Below are 14,626 nucleotides of genomic sequence, written 5' to 3'. Positions count from 1 at the left end.
TCCCAGCCCAAGGAAGATAGGCGGCACGTGCGCCTCGAAGCACGCGCGCCGCCTCTCCCATCCTCTACTCCGCCGGCACCGAATGCCCATGATGGGGCGAGCCCGGCACGGCCTCCGCGTCCTCCCCGGCGGCGACTTCCTTGCGCTTGAACAGGCGCATCACCACCACGAAGAACACCGGCACGAAGAACACCGCCAGCACGGTGGCCGAGATCATGCCGCCCATCACGCCGGTGCCGATGGCCTGCTGGCTCTTCGAGGCGGCACCGGTCGCGATGGCCAGCGGCACCACGCCGAAGATGAAGGCCAGTGAGGTCATCACGATCGGGCGGAAGCGCAGGGTCGCCGCCTGGATCGTCGCCGCGACGATGTTGGTGCCGGGCTTCCAGAGATCGCGGGCGAATTCCACGATCAGGATCGCGTTCTTGGCCGACAGGCCGATGATCGTGATCAGCCCGATCTTGAAATAGACGTCGTTGGGCATGCCGCGCAGATACACCGCCGCCACCGAGCCGATCACCCCGAGCGGGATGACGAGCAGCACCGAAATCGGGATCGACCAGCTCTCGTAGAGCGCGGCGAGACACAGGAACACGATCAGCACCGAGAGCGCCAGCAGCAGCGAGGCTTGGCTGCCCGCCTCCTTTTCCTGCAGCGACTGGCCGGTCCAGGCATAGCCGAAGCCCTTCGGCAGGAAGGTCATCAGCCGTTCCATCTCCTTGATCGTGTCGCCGGTGGTGTAGCCGGGGGCCGGATCGCCGGTGATGCGCACCGACTGGTAGCCGTTGAAGCCGATGATCTGAGCCGGGCCGACGCTCCATTTCAGGTCGGCGAAGGAGGACATCGGCACCATCGTCCCCTGCTGGTTCTTGACCGCGTAGTTGAGGAGATCGGCCGCGTGCAGGCGCTGGAGATCGTCGGATTGCACGATCACCCGCTGCATCTTGCCCCGGTTCGGGAAGTCGTTGACGTAGACCGAGCCGAGATTGACCTGGATCGTCTCGTTGATGTCCTCGAAGCCGACGCCGAGGGCGGCGGCCTTCTCGCGGTCGATGATCAGCTCCGCCTCGGGGGCCGGGGGCAGGCCCTCGACATAGACCTTGGTGAGGACCGGGCTCTTGCGCGCGAGCGAGAGCAATTGCTCCTGCGCCGCCATCAGGGCCGAGTAGCCCTTCTGCGCCCGGTCCTGGAGGCGGAACGAGAAGCCGGAGGCATTGCCGAGATTGTCGATCGGCGGCGGTTCCAGCGCCTGAATCACCGCATCCTTGTATCCGCTGAGCGCCTTGTTGGTGCCCTCGACCAGCTTGGCGGCGGAATTGGCCGCGTCGCGCTCGCCCCAGGGCTTGAGCGTGACGAAGGCCTGGCTCGTCATCTGGCCCTGGCCGGAGAAGGAGAAGCCGTTGATGACGGTCACCGTGCCCACTCCCGGCTGGGCCAGGAGATGCTCCTCCACCTTCCTCACCGCGGCCTGGGTGCGGTTGAAGGAGGAGCCCGGCGGGGTCTGGATATCGACGGTGAAGAAGCCCTGATCCTCGAGCGGCAGGAAGCCCTCGGGCAGGCGCAGGAAGGCGAAGGCCACACCCGCCACCAGCGCGAGGTAGATCAGCATCACCCGGCCGGACTTCTTGATGAACCATGCGACGCCCCGGCCGTAGCGGGCGGTCTCCCGGTCCACGAAGCGGTTGAACAGGCCGAAGACGCCGCCCTTGGCGTGGCCGTGCCCCTGCGGGATCGGCTTCAGCATCGTGGCGCAGAGCGCCGGGGTCAGCGACAGGGCCAGCAGCGCCGAGAAGGCGATGGAGGTCACCATCGCGATCGAGAACTGCCGGTAGATGATGCCGACCGAGCCGGGGAAGAAGGCCATCGGGATGAACACTGCCACCAGCACCAGGGTGATGCCGATGATCGCGCCCGTGATCTGGCCCATGGCCTTGCGGGTCGCCTCCTTGGGCGGCAGCCCCTCCTCGTTCATGATGCGCTCGACATTCTCGACCACGACGATGGCGTCGTCGACGAGGATGCCGATGGCCAGCACCATGCCGAACATGGTCAGCACGTTCACGGAGAAGCCCGCGAGCAGCATCACCGTGCAGGTGCCGAACAGGGCGATGGGCACGACGATGGTCGGGATCAGGGTGTAGCGGATGTTCTGGAGGAAGACGAACATCACGACGAAGACCAGCACCACCGCCTCGACCAGGGTGTGCAGCACCTTCTCGATGGAGGCATCGACGGCGGGGGTGATGTCGTAGGGGATGTCCCACTTCACCGTGTCGGGGAAGAACTGGGACAATTCCACCATCTTGGCGCGAATCGCCTTGGCCGTCTCGATGGCGTTGCCGTCGGGGGCGAGCGTCACCGAGATGCCGGCCGCCGGGCCGCCGTTGAGGCGGGTGGTGAACTTGTAATCGTCGCCGCCGAGCTCGATCCGGGCGACGTCGCGCAGGCGCACGTTGGAGCCGTCGGGATTGGCCCGCAGCACGATGGCGCCGAAGGCCTCCGGCTCGGTCATCTGTCCCTTGACGATGATCGGGAAGTTGACCGCGTGGCGCTCAGGCGACGGCTGGGCACCGACGGCGCCGGAGGCGATCTGGACGTTCTGCTTGCCGATGGCCTTGGTCACGTCGGCGGCGTTGAGGGAGAGGCCGCGCAGCTTGTCCGGGTCGATCCAGATGCGCAGGGCCCGCTCGGTCGAGTAGAGGGTGGCGCGGCCGACGCCGGGGATGCGGCGGATCTCGTTGATGACGTTGCGGATCAGGAAGTCGCCGAGGCCGACCTCGTCGGTCTTCCCGTCGGTCGAGACGAGGGTGATGATGTTCAGCGTCGCGGCCGAGGCCTCCTCGACGAGGATGCCCTGCTGGCGCACCTCGGCCGGGAGCCGCGCCTCGACGCGCTTCAGGCGGTTCTGCACCTCGACGCCGGCATAGCCGGGATCGGTGCCGGGCCGGAAGCTCGCGGTGATCTCGATCACGCCGAAGGAATCGGAAGCCGATTCGAAGCTGAGGATGTTGGCGGCCCCGTTCAGCTCGTCCTCGATGAGGCGGGTGGTGCCGGTATAGAGGTTCTCGACCGAGGCGCCGGGATAGGAGGTCGAGAGCGCGATCGCGGGGGGCGCGATGATCGGGTACTGCGCGATCGGCAGCATCGGGATCGAGAGCGCGCCGCCCAGAAGGATGAACAGGGCGACGACCCAGGCGAAGACCGGCCGGTCGATGAAGAAGCGGGCCATGAGGCGCGGTTACGTCCTATTCCATCGGGCCGGCGAGGGCGTGTCGACGCCCGCCGGCCGCGCGAGGATCCAAGGAAATCAGTCGGCGAACTGGGCGACGGGCTGGGCGGACGGATCGGCCGCATTCGCGCCCTTTCCGCCATTCTCCTTGCCGTCGGTGTCGTGGCTGTCGGTATCGACCGGCTTGCCCTCGTCGGCGGCGGCCTCCGTCTTCCAGGGGACGGTCTTCACCTCGATGCCGGCGGTGATCTTCTGGAAGCCCTCGACCACCACCTTCTCGCCGCCCTCCAGGCCCTCGCGGATCAGCCAGTGGCCGCCGACGACGGGGCCGACCTCGACCGGCTGGAGCATGACCTTGCCGTCGGGCTTGACCACCCAGACCTCGGGCTTGCCGTCATTGGTGCGCTGGATCGCCTGCTGCGGCACGGCGATGGCGTCCGCGTCGATGCCCTGCTTGATCCGCGCCCGGACATACATGCCGGGGAACAGCTCGTTATGCGGGTTGGGGAACTGGACGCGCAGGGTCACCTGCCCGGTGCTCGGATCGGCGGTGACGTCGGAGAACAGCAGGCGCCCGGCCGAACCGTAGAGCGTGCCGTCATCCATGATGAGGTGGACGTTGGCGGCATCGGCGGCGAGCTTCGACAACTCGCCCGAGGCGATGTCCCGGCGCAGCTTGTTCAGCTCGCCGACCGACTGGGTGATGTCGACATAGATCGGGTCGAGCTGCTGGATCGTGGCGAGCACGCCGGTGGAGCCGGATTCGATCAGCGTGCCTTCGGTCAACAGCGCCCGGCCGATACGGCCGGAGATCGGCGCCCGCACATCGGTCCAGGACAGGTTGAGCTTGGCCCGGTCGCGGGCCGCCTTGGCGCCGGCCACCTCGGCCTCGGCCTGCTTCTTGGCGGCGAAGGCCGTATCGTACTGCGCCTGGCTCGCGGTGTTGCGGGCGAGCAGGGTTTCGAGGCGCTCGGCCTGCTGGTTGGCGAGCACCAGGGCCGCCTCCCGGTTGGCCAGCGTCGCCTCGGCGCTCGCGAGGTCCACCTGATAGGGCGCCGGGTCGATCTTGTAGAGGACATCGCCCTCGTTGACGTGACTGCCCTGCTCGAACAGCCGCCGGATCACCAGACCCGAGACACGGGAGCGCACCTCGGCGATGCGCATCGGCGCGACCCGGCCGGGGAGATCGCGGACATAGGGAATCGGCTGCGGACGGACGCTGACGACGCTGACCTCCGGCGGCGGCAGCGGCACGGGGGCGGCTGCCTTCTGCTCGTTGCAGGCCGAGGCGGTGACGAGCACGGCACCGACGAGGAGGGAGGCCGGCAAGGTCCAGCGGGAACGGCTCCAGCGGGAATTGCTGCGGCCGGCCTTCGCGGTGCCGGGCACGCGGCCGGGCGACGGGGGGGACGGCATCACGATCGGGTCGCTCCTACGATGCTCTCGGGTTTCGCTCCGGCATGGTCCGAAGCTTCTGGCGCTCAAGCCTTTGGCCGTCTCGCAGCGCCCGTTCCGGCCCCGGCCGGTGGGCCTCCCGGGAGGAGGCCGGCCCCGCGTCGCGGACCGGCGCCCGGAACGGATTCCCGCCGTGAAGCGACGGGTCGGAAGGTGCTGCACGAAGGATGCCGGACAGCATCGGGAGACCGACCGCGGAAAGCGGCCTGTCACGCGTGCGGCATCCTGAAGGGCAAGTTTGGCGATCCGACGACAGCGCCGGACAGCCGCCCGCTCACGCCCTGGGCGGGCGCTCCGGCCGGCTGCGATGGGCGGCAACGGGAATCCGGTCGGAGGTCGGGCGGGCCTGCGCGGCGGCATCCGCGCGAAGGGGAGCCGGGATCGCGGCCGTGATGCGCCCGTGACTGGCGGAATCGTCGAGATCGAGCATGAGCGCCGCGCTCCGCACGCTGGCGAGGGGATCGATATCGGGGCGCTGCTCGAAGCTGACCTCGCCACGCACCTGCGGAACCCCGCCGAGAGCCGAGCCGTCGGCGGCAAGGCCGACAACGACGAGCAGGCTCATCAGTCCGACCAGAGCGGACAGGACGATGCGGGTCGGGAGGCCGGCAGACGCGCGGCCTGACGAGACAGGGCGGGGCATGAGTGTCACGGTAGGATCATTGTGGTGGACGACGCGTTCCCATGCAATCGACTGCGACATTCCGGCAGGCTTGGCCGACGAACCTGGCCGACGAACCTGGCGGCAGATGCCGGCTTTCATCCCTGCGGAGCACGAATCGTCCGCCGGACGATGTGCCGCGCCGCACCCTGATCCGCAGGTGCGGGATCGATTCGGGTTTACCGTTGCAGCAAACCCACAGACCTGCCTTCCTCCTGCCGCGACGGGCGGCCCTAAAGCTCCCGATCGGCCCGGCTGAGCGAGGCTCGCGGGGCCGGACCTTTCGAGGAGGACCTCCGTCTTGCCGAACCGTTCTGCGCTGTCGCGCCTCGCTTTCACGATCGTTCTGGGCGGAGCCCTCGCGGCTCCGGCGCTCGCCCCGGCCCGGGCCAACCCGCTCGACAGCGGGCCGCTCGCCGATTTCATCAACGTCTTCAAGACGCAGGCCATCCCCCGCGAGACGGTGGCCTATGCCGGCAAGGAGAAGCCCGGCACGATCGTCGTCTCGACGAGCCAGCGCCGGCTCTACTACGTGCTCGGCGGCGGCGAGGCGATCCGCTACGGCGTCGGCGTCGGCCGCCAAGGCTTCTCGTGGTCGGGCACCAAGACGATCACGGGCAAGAAGGAATGGCCGGCCTGGCGCCCGCCGGCGCAGATGCTCGCCCGCCGCCCGGACCTGCCGCGCTACATGGCCGGCGGCCAGGACAACCCGCTCGGCGCGCGGGCGATGTATCTCGGCTCGTCGCTCTACCGCATCCACGGCTCCAACGAGCCGGAGACGATGGGCGCCGCCGTGTCCTCGGGCTGCATCCGCATGACCAACAAGGACGTGGTCGATCTCTACGACCGGGTGAAGGTCGGCACCAAGGTGATCGTCAAGGATTGAGGCTGTGCGCAAGCGGGAAGTTTGTCGGTAATCGGCTCCGAGAGGCCGCTCCAAAGAGGCCGCGCAGGAGCTCATCGAACCGAGGACGTCGCCTTTGACGGGGGCAATGGGATCGCCCAACCCAGGGGTTCCCTTGCCTGCAACTTCGTGTCCAAGGCGGCCCGGACGCACGGCAGGATCGGCTTCGCCAGCCTCGGCGCGGCCGGTGCCCTTCCCACCGCGAATGGAGGAGCAAGATCGAGACGTGGCGGCGGAAGAGGCGCAGGGCGTTGAAGAGGAACGCAAGGCAGGGGCCGCGCCGCTCGTTCGGGTCTCGCTCCCGGAGCAGGCCAGCCGGGAATGATCGTCGACGGCCCCGTGCGGCTACCCTGGGATTGCCCCGTGTCCCCCGGAGCGGATCGCTCAGGCCAAGCCCAGATGATCCCTGAGTGTCGAGCCCTGGTATTTCCGGCGGAACAGGCCCCGCTCGGCGAGCACCGGCACCAGAACGTCCAGGAACAGCCGCAGGGAGTTGGCGGAGCCGCCGGGCAAGGCGATGAAGCCGTCCATCGCTCCGGCCTGAAACCAGCGCTCGATGTCGGACGCGACGTCCTCCACCGTGCCCACGCAGACCCAGTGCGCCGAGCCGACGACCTCGGGCCGTGTCAGCAGGTCCGCAACGCTCGGTGCGTGCGTTTCGATGAAGCGACGCAGGAGGTCGGCATGGGTGCGACTGCGGACGGGTCTATCGCGGGACGGCAGCATGTCAGGCGTCACGCGGGCATCGGGGGCGAGCGAGCCAAGATCGAGCCCGAGCACCGACATCACGCAGGCGCGGCGCTGCTGGTCCGTGAGATGGGCATGGGCACGCCGATGCATCTCCCACGCATCCTCGCGCGTCTCGGCAAGGAAGAAATGGAGACCGGGCAGAACGCGCACGTCGTCGGGATTCCGGCCATGCCGTCCGGCACGGCGGCGGAGATCCGTGCGCAGCGCGACCCCCGCCTCCATATCCGGCGCGGCCGCGAAGGTGGCGTCGGCGATGGCTGCAGCGAAGTCGCGGCCGGTCTCGGAGGCACCGGCCTGAAACAGGGCAGGCGGGCCGGCCGCATGGCCGGGAACATTGAGCGGCCCCCTGACGCTGAAGAATTCTCCCTTGTGATCGATCGGTGAGCACATCGCGGCACCGTCGAGGGCGGCCTCGGGATAGCTCCGCCACAGAGCCCGCAACACATCCGTGAACTCTGCCGCCTTCCGGTAGCGGATGTCCGGCGGCGGCATCCCGGCCTCACCGAAATTCTCCGCCCCTTCGATCGACGTGACGACGTTAACGCCCGCCCTGCCGTCGCTCACCCATTGCAGCGACTGAATCTGCCGCGCTGCGGCGTAGGGCGCATTGAAACTCGTCGAGATCGTCGTGACGAGCCCGATCCTCTCGGTGCCCCGAGCGATGGCCGAGAGCAGGATGGTGGGGTCGAGGCCCGCCAGTGCCCGCGGCACGGCCGCCCTTGGCGGATAGAGCAGAAGGGCATCCGGCTTGAAGACGAAGTCGAGCTTCGCCCGCTCGGCCGCGCGGGCAAGGTCGAGATGGAACGCGACCGGATCGCCGCCCGTGCCCGGATCGCCCGGCACCGCATTCCCCCCCTTCAGCCAAGTCGGTGTGAGGCTCAAGCCGATGTGCAGCTGTCTTGTGCCGGTCATGGGCGGATCGCCTTTCGGCCGCGCGGGACGACCAGTGGAGTGCCTGCGATCGGATCGGGGATCACGATACAGGGCAGGCCGAAGACCTCCTCGACCAGTGACGGTGTCACGATCGTGGATGGGCTGCCCTCGGCGACGATGGCGCCGCCCTTCATTGCTACGAGATGCGACGCGTAGCGGCAGGCCTGATTGAGATCGTGCAGCACCGCCACGACCGTCCGGCCCTGGGTGTTGAGGTCGGCGAGCAGGTCGAGCAGGTCGATCTGGTGGGCGATGTCGAGGAAGGTCGTCGGTTCGTCGAGCAGAAGGATCGGCGTCTCCTGGGCGAGGACCATCGCGATCCAGACGCGTTGGCGCTGGCCGCCGGAGAGTTCGTCGACGAGCCGCTCGCTGAGATCGGTCACGCCCGTCGCGGCCAGGGCCGCCGCGACGGCCTGGGCATCGCCGATGGACCATTGCCGCAGAAACGACTGATGCGGGTAGCGCCCCCGGGCGACGAGATCGGCGACGGTGATGCCATCGGGAGCGGTCGCCGTCTGGGGGAGGAGGCCGAGTCGCCGCGCCACGTCTTTGGCGGGCTGGTCGGCAATGTGCCGTCCATCGAGAACGACGTGCCCGGAGCTCGGGATCAGGAGACGCGACAGGGCCCGTAACAAGGTCGACTTGCCGCAGGCGTTGGAGCCGACGATCACCGTGAACGAGCCGTCGGCGATGGCGATCGACAGGTCTGTCGAGATCGTGCGCGCTTCATAGCGAAGCGTGACGCGGTCGGCCTGCAAGCGATGCGTCCGGGGGGGCGTCCCGGGCGGCGGCTTCGGGGGGGCGCCGACACTCGGCGAGATCGCCGTGTGCCGCGCTGCGCACGGCTTCTCCCTCATCTCAGCCGGACCACAGACGGCATCCGAGTCCTTTCAACTATTTCCAAAAGTCTGGCCCGACGATGAACCTGCAAGACCTGGATGGTCTCCGGGTCCGAGTTGCTGCCGTGAGAGTGTCTCGGCCGCGCGACCTTGCTCGCACCGGCATTACACGACAACAGGTTCTTCTCGCAATGCGGGATGCAATCCGCCATAAGGAGCGCCGCCTGTGGCGCGCTCGGTCACGTCCGAGGCCTGAAGCAAAGCGACGATGCCGTTCCTCAGATTGCTCCTTGTCCTCCTCGTGCTTGGCGCCGCCGGCATCGATGCCGGTCCGGTTCGCGCTCAAGCCGGCGGCTGGCCTCGCACGATCACGGACGCCGCCGGCCGGACGACATTGGCGGCACAGCCGAAGCGGATCGTCTCGACGACGCCGAGCGTCACGGGAATCCTGCTGGCGATCGACGCGCCGCTGATCGCCACGGCCGCCACCACGCCGGGCCCGCTCACCGATGCCAAAGGCTTTTTTTCGCAATGGGCTCGGGAGGCTGACCGCAAGGGCGTCAAGATCCTCTATCCGAATGTGAACTTCGACATCGAGGCGGTGATCGGCGCCAAGCCGGACTTGGTGATCCTGTCCTCCACCGGGCGGGACAGCGTCCTGTCGCACCGGCCCGAACTCGAGGCGCTGGGCATTCCATCCGTCGTCGTCGATTACTCCACCCATTCCTGGCAGGAAATCGCCACCGAACTGGGCAGGGCCCTGGGCCTCGAAGCCGAGGCGAACGTCGCGGTCGGGCAATTCGAGGCCGAACTTGCGCAGGCGGCGCGCGCCATCGACCCGCGCGGGGCCAAAGTCAGCATCGTCGGCTACAACATCGCCGGCAGCTACTCGGTGGCACGCCCCACGAGTCCGGTCTCGCTGCTTCTCAAGGCGCTTGGCTTCGAGATCGCGACCGTGCCGCCGGAGCTGAAGCCGAACACGGCGCGTGCCTCGGATTTCGCGTTCTTCTCCCGCGAGAATCTCTCGGCCGCGATCACGGGCGACACGGTCTTCCTCCTGCGTGCCACGGACAGGGACGTGGATGCATTCCTGGCGGAGCCGGTGCTCGCGAACCACCCAGCGGTGCTCGGGAAGCGGGTCCACCCGCTCGGCCTGACCTCCTTCCGGATCGACCCGTATTCCGCCCGTCAGGTCATCGAGACGGTTCGCGCCACCTTCGCCAAGCCGTGAGCGTCGGCGTGACATCGATGGAGGCCGATCGACGGGCGGTCCGGCGCCAGCGCCAACGCCGGCGCCGAGGGTGGCTCGGCACCGGAGGGGCCGCCCTCGCGTGTCTGGCCATGGCGAGTCTGGCGATCGGCTCCCGGCCGGTGCCCCCACGGATCGTGCTCGATGCCCTCCTCGCCTACGACCCTGGCAACGACCTGCACTTGGTGGTGCGGGAGGTTCGCCTGCCGCGCATGCTCACCGCCCTTCTCAGCGGTGCCGGGCTCGGATATGCGGGGGCGCTCATGCAGGCCCTGACGCGCAATCCCCTGGCCGAGCCCGGATTGCTCGGCATCAACTGGGGGGCGGCGACGGCCGTCATCCTCGCCGTCGCCCTGTTCGGCCTGACCGGCGTCGCCGATACCATGGTGTTCGCTGCCCTCGGGGCCGGGTTCGCAGGCATGGCCGTGTTCCTCCTCGGTCGCGCCCACGAGACCGGCGTCGATCCCGTTCGGCTGCTTCTGGCGGGCGCCGGGATCTCGGTGACCCTGGGGGCCTTGACCGGCATCATCATCCTCAATGCGTCGCCCACGGTCTTCGACGACTTCCGGATCTGGATGGCGGGATCGCTGGAACGCGCCAGCTTCGAGGCCGTCGTGGTGCTGGCCGTTTCGCTGGCGGCGGGGATCGCCACGTCCGTGGCGAGCGTCGACAGCCTGAATGCCATGGCGCTGGGCAAGGATCTCGGCCAAGCTCTCGGCGCCGATCCTCGCCGGACCTGGCTGGTGTCCTGCCTCGCCGTGATGGTGCTGACCGGCGCGGCCACCGCAGCGACCGGCCCCATCGGGTTCGTCGGCCTGATCGCGCCGCACCTCGCCCGGGCGGTCGCCGGGCCCGATCATCGCTGGATCCTTCCCTTCTCCGGCCTCTTCGCCGCGATCCTGCTGCTCGCGGCCGATAGCGCCGGCCGTGTGATCGTAGCGCCGTCCGAAATTCCGGCCGGCATCGTGACGGCACTTCTCGGAGGACCGTTCTTCATCGTCACCGTCCGCCGGTTTCGCATGAGCAGACGATGAGCGCATCCGTCTCCGTGCTTCGGCTCGGCCCCTATTCGGTGCGGTGGCGGCCGCGCGTCGCCCTGCTCTGCGTGGCGTTGTCGGGCATCTGTCTGACGCTGGCGGCGGCCCTCCTGGGGAGCGGCACCCTCGTCTTCACCCCGGGAGAGATTCTGAAGGTCCTGGTCGGAGGCGATGCCGGCCCGATCGCCGGGCGCGTGATCCTGGGCCTCAGGCTCCCGCGGGTGCTGACCGCCCTCTTCGTCGGATCGTCGCTCGGAATGGCCGGGTCGATCTTCCAGTCGATTTCGCGCAACCCGCTCGGATCGCCCGACATCATCGGCTTCACCACCGGCGCGGCCACCGGTGCGATCATCCAGATCATCCTGTTCGATGCCGGCCCTCTGGCCGTTTCGGTCGCGGCCGTGGTGTCCGGCATGACGACGGCGACCCTCGTGTTCCTGCTGGCGATGAGGGGACACACCACCGGCGGCTACAGGCTGGTGCTGGTGGGAATCGGTGTCGGGACAACGCTGACCGGCGTCAACACGGTGCTGCTGGTATTCGGCGACCTCGACAGAGCCATCTCGGCACAGGTCTGGCTCGCCGGATCCTTGACGGCGCGAAGCTGGTCGCATGCCGTGCCCGCGGCCGCCGCGCTGGTGCTGATCGTTCCCGTCGCCCTCCGCTACGGCCGGCGGCTCTCCCTGCTCGAGATGGGCGACGACGCGGCGAGCCAGCTCGGCGTCCCCGTGGAACGAACACGGCTGGTGATGGTGATGACGGCCGTGGCGCTGACCGCGACGGCCACGGCCGCGGCCGGCCCGATCGCCTTCATCGCCCTGGCGGCTCCCCAACTCGCCAAGCGGCTCGGCCGGTCGCCGGACGTGCCGCTTGTCGCGGCGGCGGCGATGGGGGCCGCCCTGCTTCTGCTGGCGGATCTGATCGGCCAGCGATCACCGTTTCACATCAGCATGCCGATCGGGCTGACGACCGGCCTGGTCGGCGGGCTGTATTTGCTCTGGTTGCTTGCGAGCAGCAGGAAGGTCTGACCCGACCACGGGCCGGCGGTATCAGGGGGGGCCGGCGTCCGACGTGCTGTGCCGCGCCGCGTCGAGCAGCGCAGCCCGATGGCCCTCCGCCTCCGCCACATCGACATGCGAGACGGTCGTCACCACGCAGGCGATGTCGCCCAGCGCATTGAAGACCGGCGCCGCCTTGCCGGTCAGTTGCCGGAACAGGCGCTCGTCGAGTTCCGCGATTCCGGCCTCGCGGACGGCGGCCAGCTCGGCGCGTGCGGGCTGCGTGCCTCGGAACGCCGCCGGCTGGCGTCGGCGTGCCGCCGTGATCACCTCGCCCGGAAGGTGGGCCTGAAAGACCATTCCGCAGGCGGTGCTGTCCAGGGGGAGCACGTCGCCGAGGCTGACCGTGCTGATCGTGAATCCCGCGCTCCGGTACCATCGCACGATCGTCGGGCCGCGCTCCGTCCAGATCGCGACCCCACAGCTCGCGGCCAAGCGTGCCGAGAGCAGCCGCATCGCTCGCGCCGCGATCTCGACAGGCTCGATCCGGCGCAGGGCCAGGACGCCGATGCTGAGCGCGGCAGGACCGAGATCGTAGCGGCCCAGTTCGTCCTGGGCGGCGAGACGCTCCTGCACGAGGCTGCGCATGTAGCGGTGGGCGGTGGAGGTTCCGGTGCGCCCGCGGCGGGCGATTTCGCCCAGCACCAGCGGCCCTTCGGCACGGGCGAGCAGATCGAGAAACCGAAACGCGATGGAGACCGATTGGATGGTCGCGGAACGCTTGGCCGCCGGCTGGCCGTCATCGCTGATCTGACGACGCACGTTCATGCCTTCCCCGGCCTCCCAAGTTCCCGAAGCCAGCGGCCGATCGGCGCCGATCCGACGGACCTGGAACGGCTCGCCGGGGATGTAGCATCCGGCGCGTCGAAAGAAAGCGCGTCACAACAAGACCTGGAACCGTATCCGGCCCGGGGCGACCCGACCGGATACGGCTCTCCGACGATTCCGGTCGGCGTGAACAGCGCTGCCGATCAGATGCCGCGTCGGGCGGCCATCCAGCATCGGCTGGCTAATCTTGCTCCACGAATAGGGGCAATTGCAGTTTTGAAAGATTATCAAAAAGACAAACCAAGTGATTAATCCGCCACACCTGCAGCGAAGAAGGCCTCACCTCCCGTCCACGTGTTGACCTGCGGAATGCATCATGGATTGTGGAACGGCGGCGTCAGGAGATGGCGAGCGATCGTTCCGCCCCATTCCGCCCAAAGTGCTTCCCCGGTCACGAGACTTCCCATGCCGACCCACTCCGTCGATCATCTGCTGCGCGGCGTCAGCGCCGCGGCGCTTCTCTGCATGTTCGGAACTCCGGGCATCGCTCAGGATGCCGGCGGAGCGGCGACTCAGACAGCGATGCAGCTCGAAGAGATCTCCGTCAGCGGCGAGAAGATCACCCGTCCGCTCCAACAAACGGCCTCGTCCGTGAGCGTCCTGACCCGAGAAGACATTGAGCGGGACGTGAACCGCAACTCGGTCTCCGACGCCCTGCTCGGCACGCCGAACGTCAATTTTTCCGCCTCGGGAGGATTGGGAGGCGCCCCGACCATTCGCGGCCAGGACAGCGAAGGCCCGAATTCCGGCGCGACCGCATTCTTCGGCGGCACCGTTCCGCGGACCGTCGTCAATATCGATGGGCACAACCTGACCTATAACGAACTCGTCTTCGGAAACGTGCCGATCTGGGACGTCAATTCAATCGAAGTCTTCCGCGGGCCACAAACGATCTCTCAAGGTGCCAACAGCATCGCCGGCGCGATCATCATCCGTACGAACGATCCGACTTTCGTTCCGGAATCCAGGTTCCAGGCGGTCTACGGGACGCGCGATCTGATGCGTGCCGCCGCGATGCTCAACGTGCCGATTTCCGAAGAGGTCGCCGCAAGGCTGGCGCTCGACTATTACGCACGTGACAATGTCATCCACTACGTCAACCCGGCCTTCGACGGGACCGGCACCGACCGCGACCTCGAGACCCGCAACCTTCGCTTCAAGCTCCTGTACCGGCCAGCCGCGCTTCCCGGGCTGGAGGCGAAGCTCACCTATTCACGCACGTTCAACAATCGCCCGACCTTCGAAGCGTCGACGCGTCCCTTCTCGAGCCTGAACAGCATCGTGACGTCGGCGCCGACCTATACCAACGCGGCCCATGTCGGCATCTTCGATCTCAGCTATGATTTCGGGAACGGCATCAAACTGGCCAATCAGTTCCAATATTCCGACGTGTATACCAAGCGCTATACCGCACCTGCGAGCAATGGTTCGGCGACGATCCATCCCAAAAACATCTCAAATGAAACCCGGCTGACTTTCGGCGATCCGACCGTGAATGGCTTCAGCGGCATGGCCGGATATTATTTCTTCTCGACAGATTCAATCGATACGCTGACTTTGGCTTACCCCGGCCGCGGAAACTTGACTCGATATACCGATCTGCGTGACAGCCTGGGCGTGTTCGGGGAACTCAACTATCGCTTCCTCGACCGATGGACGCTCTCAGGGTGAGAATCGGCGTGG

The 14,626-nt window shown here is 67.8% G+C and carries 11 protein-coding genes; 5 read left to right on the top strand and 6 right to left on the bottom strand.

The annotated features are described in order from the left end of the window. Positions 1-64: 64 nt before the first annotated feature. From MZTS_RS01470 to MZTS_RS01460, 3 genes are all read right to left on the bottom strand, one after another. On the bottom strand, positions 65-3,229 hold the full coding sequence (locus MZTS_RS01470) for a multidrug efflux RND transporter permease subunit (protein ID WP_192280689.1): 3,165 nt from the start codon (positions 3,227-3,229) through the stop codon (positions 65-67). A gap of 78 nt (positions 3,230-3,307) precedes the next feature. Beyond that, positions 3,308-4,648, bottom strand: coding sequence for an efflux RND transporter periplasmic adaptor subunit (locus MZTS_RS01465; RefSeq protein WP_192280686.1), 1,341 nt, complete (start codon positions 4,646-4,648; stop codon positions 3,308-3,310). Positions 4,649-4,958: 310 nt separating this feature from the next. After that, the gene (locus MZTS_RS01460; protein ID WP_246481942.1) at positions 4,959-5,327 is read right to left on the bottom strand and encodes a hypothetical protein; all 369 of its coding nucleotides are present in this window, start codon (positions 5,325-5,327) and stop codon (positions 4,959-4,961) included. A gap of 358 nt (positions 5,328-5,685) precedes the next feature. On the opposite strand from MZTS_RS01460, the gene MZTS_RS01455 reads away from it, so the two are divergent. Then, positions 5,686-6,231 (top strand): L,D-transpeptidase, encoded by a 546-nt coding sequence (locus MZTS_RS01455; protein ID WP_343068681.1) that lies wholly within the window; start codon positions 5,686-5,688, stop codon positions 6,229-6,231. Positions 6,232-6,633: 402 nt separating this feature from the next. On the opposite strand, the gene MZTS_RS01450 is transcribed toward MZTS_RS01455, so the two are convergent. Both MZTS_RS01450 and MZTS_RS01445 read right to left on the bottom strand, forming a co-directional pair. Beyond that, complete coding sequence (locus MZTS_RS01450) at positions 6,634-7,911, bottom strand: NtaA/DmoA family FMN-dependent monooxygenase (RefSeq protein WP_192280682.1); 1,278 nt, start codon at positions 7,909-7,911, stop codon at positions 6,634-6,636. Continuing rightward, positions 7,908-8,690: an ABC transporter ATP-binding protein gene (locus MZTS_RS01445; RefSeq protein WP_246481941.1), complete on the bottom strand. Its 783-nt coding sequence runs from the start codon at positions 8,688-8,690 to the stop codon at positions 7,908-7,910. Before MZTS_RS01445 ends, MZTS_RS01450 begins: the two co-directional genes overlap by 4 nt. A gap of 364 nt (positions 8,691-9,054) precedes the next feature. Between MZTS_RS01445 and fepB the strand changes: the two genes are divergently transcribed. The 3 genes from fepB to MZTS_RS01430 are packed head-to-tail and all read left to right on the top strand — an operon-like array spanning position 9,055 to position 12,085. Next, entirely contained in the window at positions 9,055-10,002 is a 948-nt protein-coding gene (gene fepB, locus MZTS_RS01440) for a Fe2+-enterobactin ABC transporter substrate-binding protein (RefSeq protein ID WP_210329052.1), read from the top strand. A gap of 17 nt (positions 10,003-10,019) precedes the next feature. Then, positions 10,020-11,054 (top strand): FecCD family ABC transporter permease, encoded by a 1,035-nt coding sequence (locus MZTS_RS01435; protein WP_192280674.1) that lies wholly within the window; start codon positions 10,020-10,022, stop codon positions 11,052-11,054. Continuing rightward, a complete protein-coding gene (locus tag MZTS_RS01430) occupies positions 11,051-12,085 on the top strand; it encodes a FecCD family ABC transporter permease (protein ID WP_192280671.1) in 1,035 nt (344 codons plus the stop codon). The genes MZTS_RS01435 and MZTS_RS01430 overlap by 4 nt, the downstream gene beginning before the upstream one ends. 21 nt (positions 12,086-12,106) lie before the next feature. Here MZTS_RS01430 and MZTS_RS01425 read toward each other — a convergent pair whose 3' ends face one another. Further along, positions 12,107-12,883, bottom strand: coding sequence for an IclR family transcriptional regulator (locus MZTS_RS01425; RefSeq protein ID WP_009866912.1), 777 nt, complete (start codon positions 12,881-12,883; stop codon positions 12,107-12,109). Positions 12,884-13,348: 465 nt separating this feature from the next. Here MZTS_RS01425 and MZTS_RS01420 point away from each other — a divergent pair, with 465 nt between their 5' ends. Beyond that, entirely contained in the window at positions 13,349-14,614 is a 1,266-nt protein-coding gene (locus MZTS_RS01420; RefSeq protein WP_192280668.1) for a TonB-dependent receptor, read from the top strand. The last annotated feature ends 12 nt before the right edge of the window (positions 14,615-14,626 follow it).

Source organism: Methylorubrum zatmanii (assembly GCF_014845115.1).
Lineage (GTDB): Bacteria > Pseudomonadota > Alphaproteobacteria > Rhizobiales > Beijerinckiaceae > Methylobacterium > Methylobacterium zatmanii.
This window is presented reverse-complemented; position numbering and strand designations above follow the sequence as displayed.

Bases quoted from the DNA above. Each gene is read 5' to 3' on its own strand.
- MZTS_RS01470 (WP_192280689.1), bottom strand. From the start codon at position 3,229: ATGGCCCGCTTCTTCATCGACCGGCCGGTCTTCGCCTGGGTCGTCGCC.
- MZTS_RS01460 (WP_246481942.1), bottom strand. From the start codon at position 5,327: ATGCCCCGCCCTGTCTCGTCAGGCCGCGCGTCTGCCGGCCTCCCGACC.
- MZTS_RS01450 (WP_192280682.1), bottom strand. From the start codon at position 7,911: ATGACCGGCACAAGACAGCTGCACATCGGCTTGAGCCTCACACCGACT.
- MZTS_RS01435 (WP_192280674.1), top strand. From the start codon at position 10,020: ATGGAGGCCGATCGACGGGCGGTCCGGCGCCAGCGCCAACGCCGGCGC.
- MZTS_RS01430 (WP_192280671.1), top strand. From the start codon at position 11,051: ATGAGCGCATCCGTCTCCGTGCTTCGGCTCGGCCCCTATTCGGTGCGG.
- MZTS_RS01425 (WP_009866912.1), bottom strand. From the start codon at position 12,883: ATGAACGTGCGTCGTCAGATCAGCGATGACGGCCAGCCGGCGGCCAAG.
- MZTS_RS01420 (WP_192280668.1), top strand. From the start codon at position 13,349: ATGCCGACCCACTCCGTCGATCATCTGCTGCGCGGCGTCAGCGCCGCG.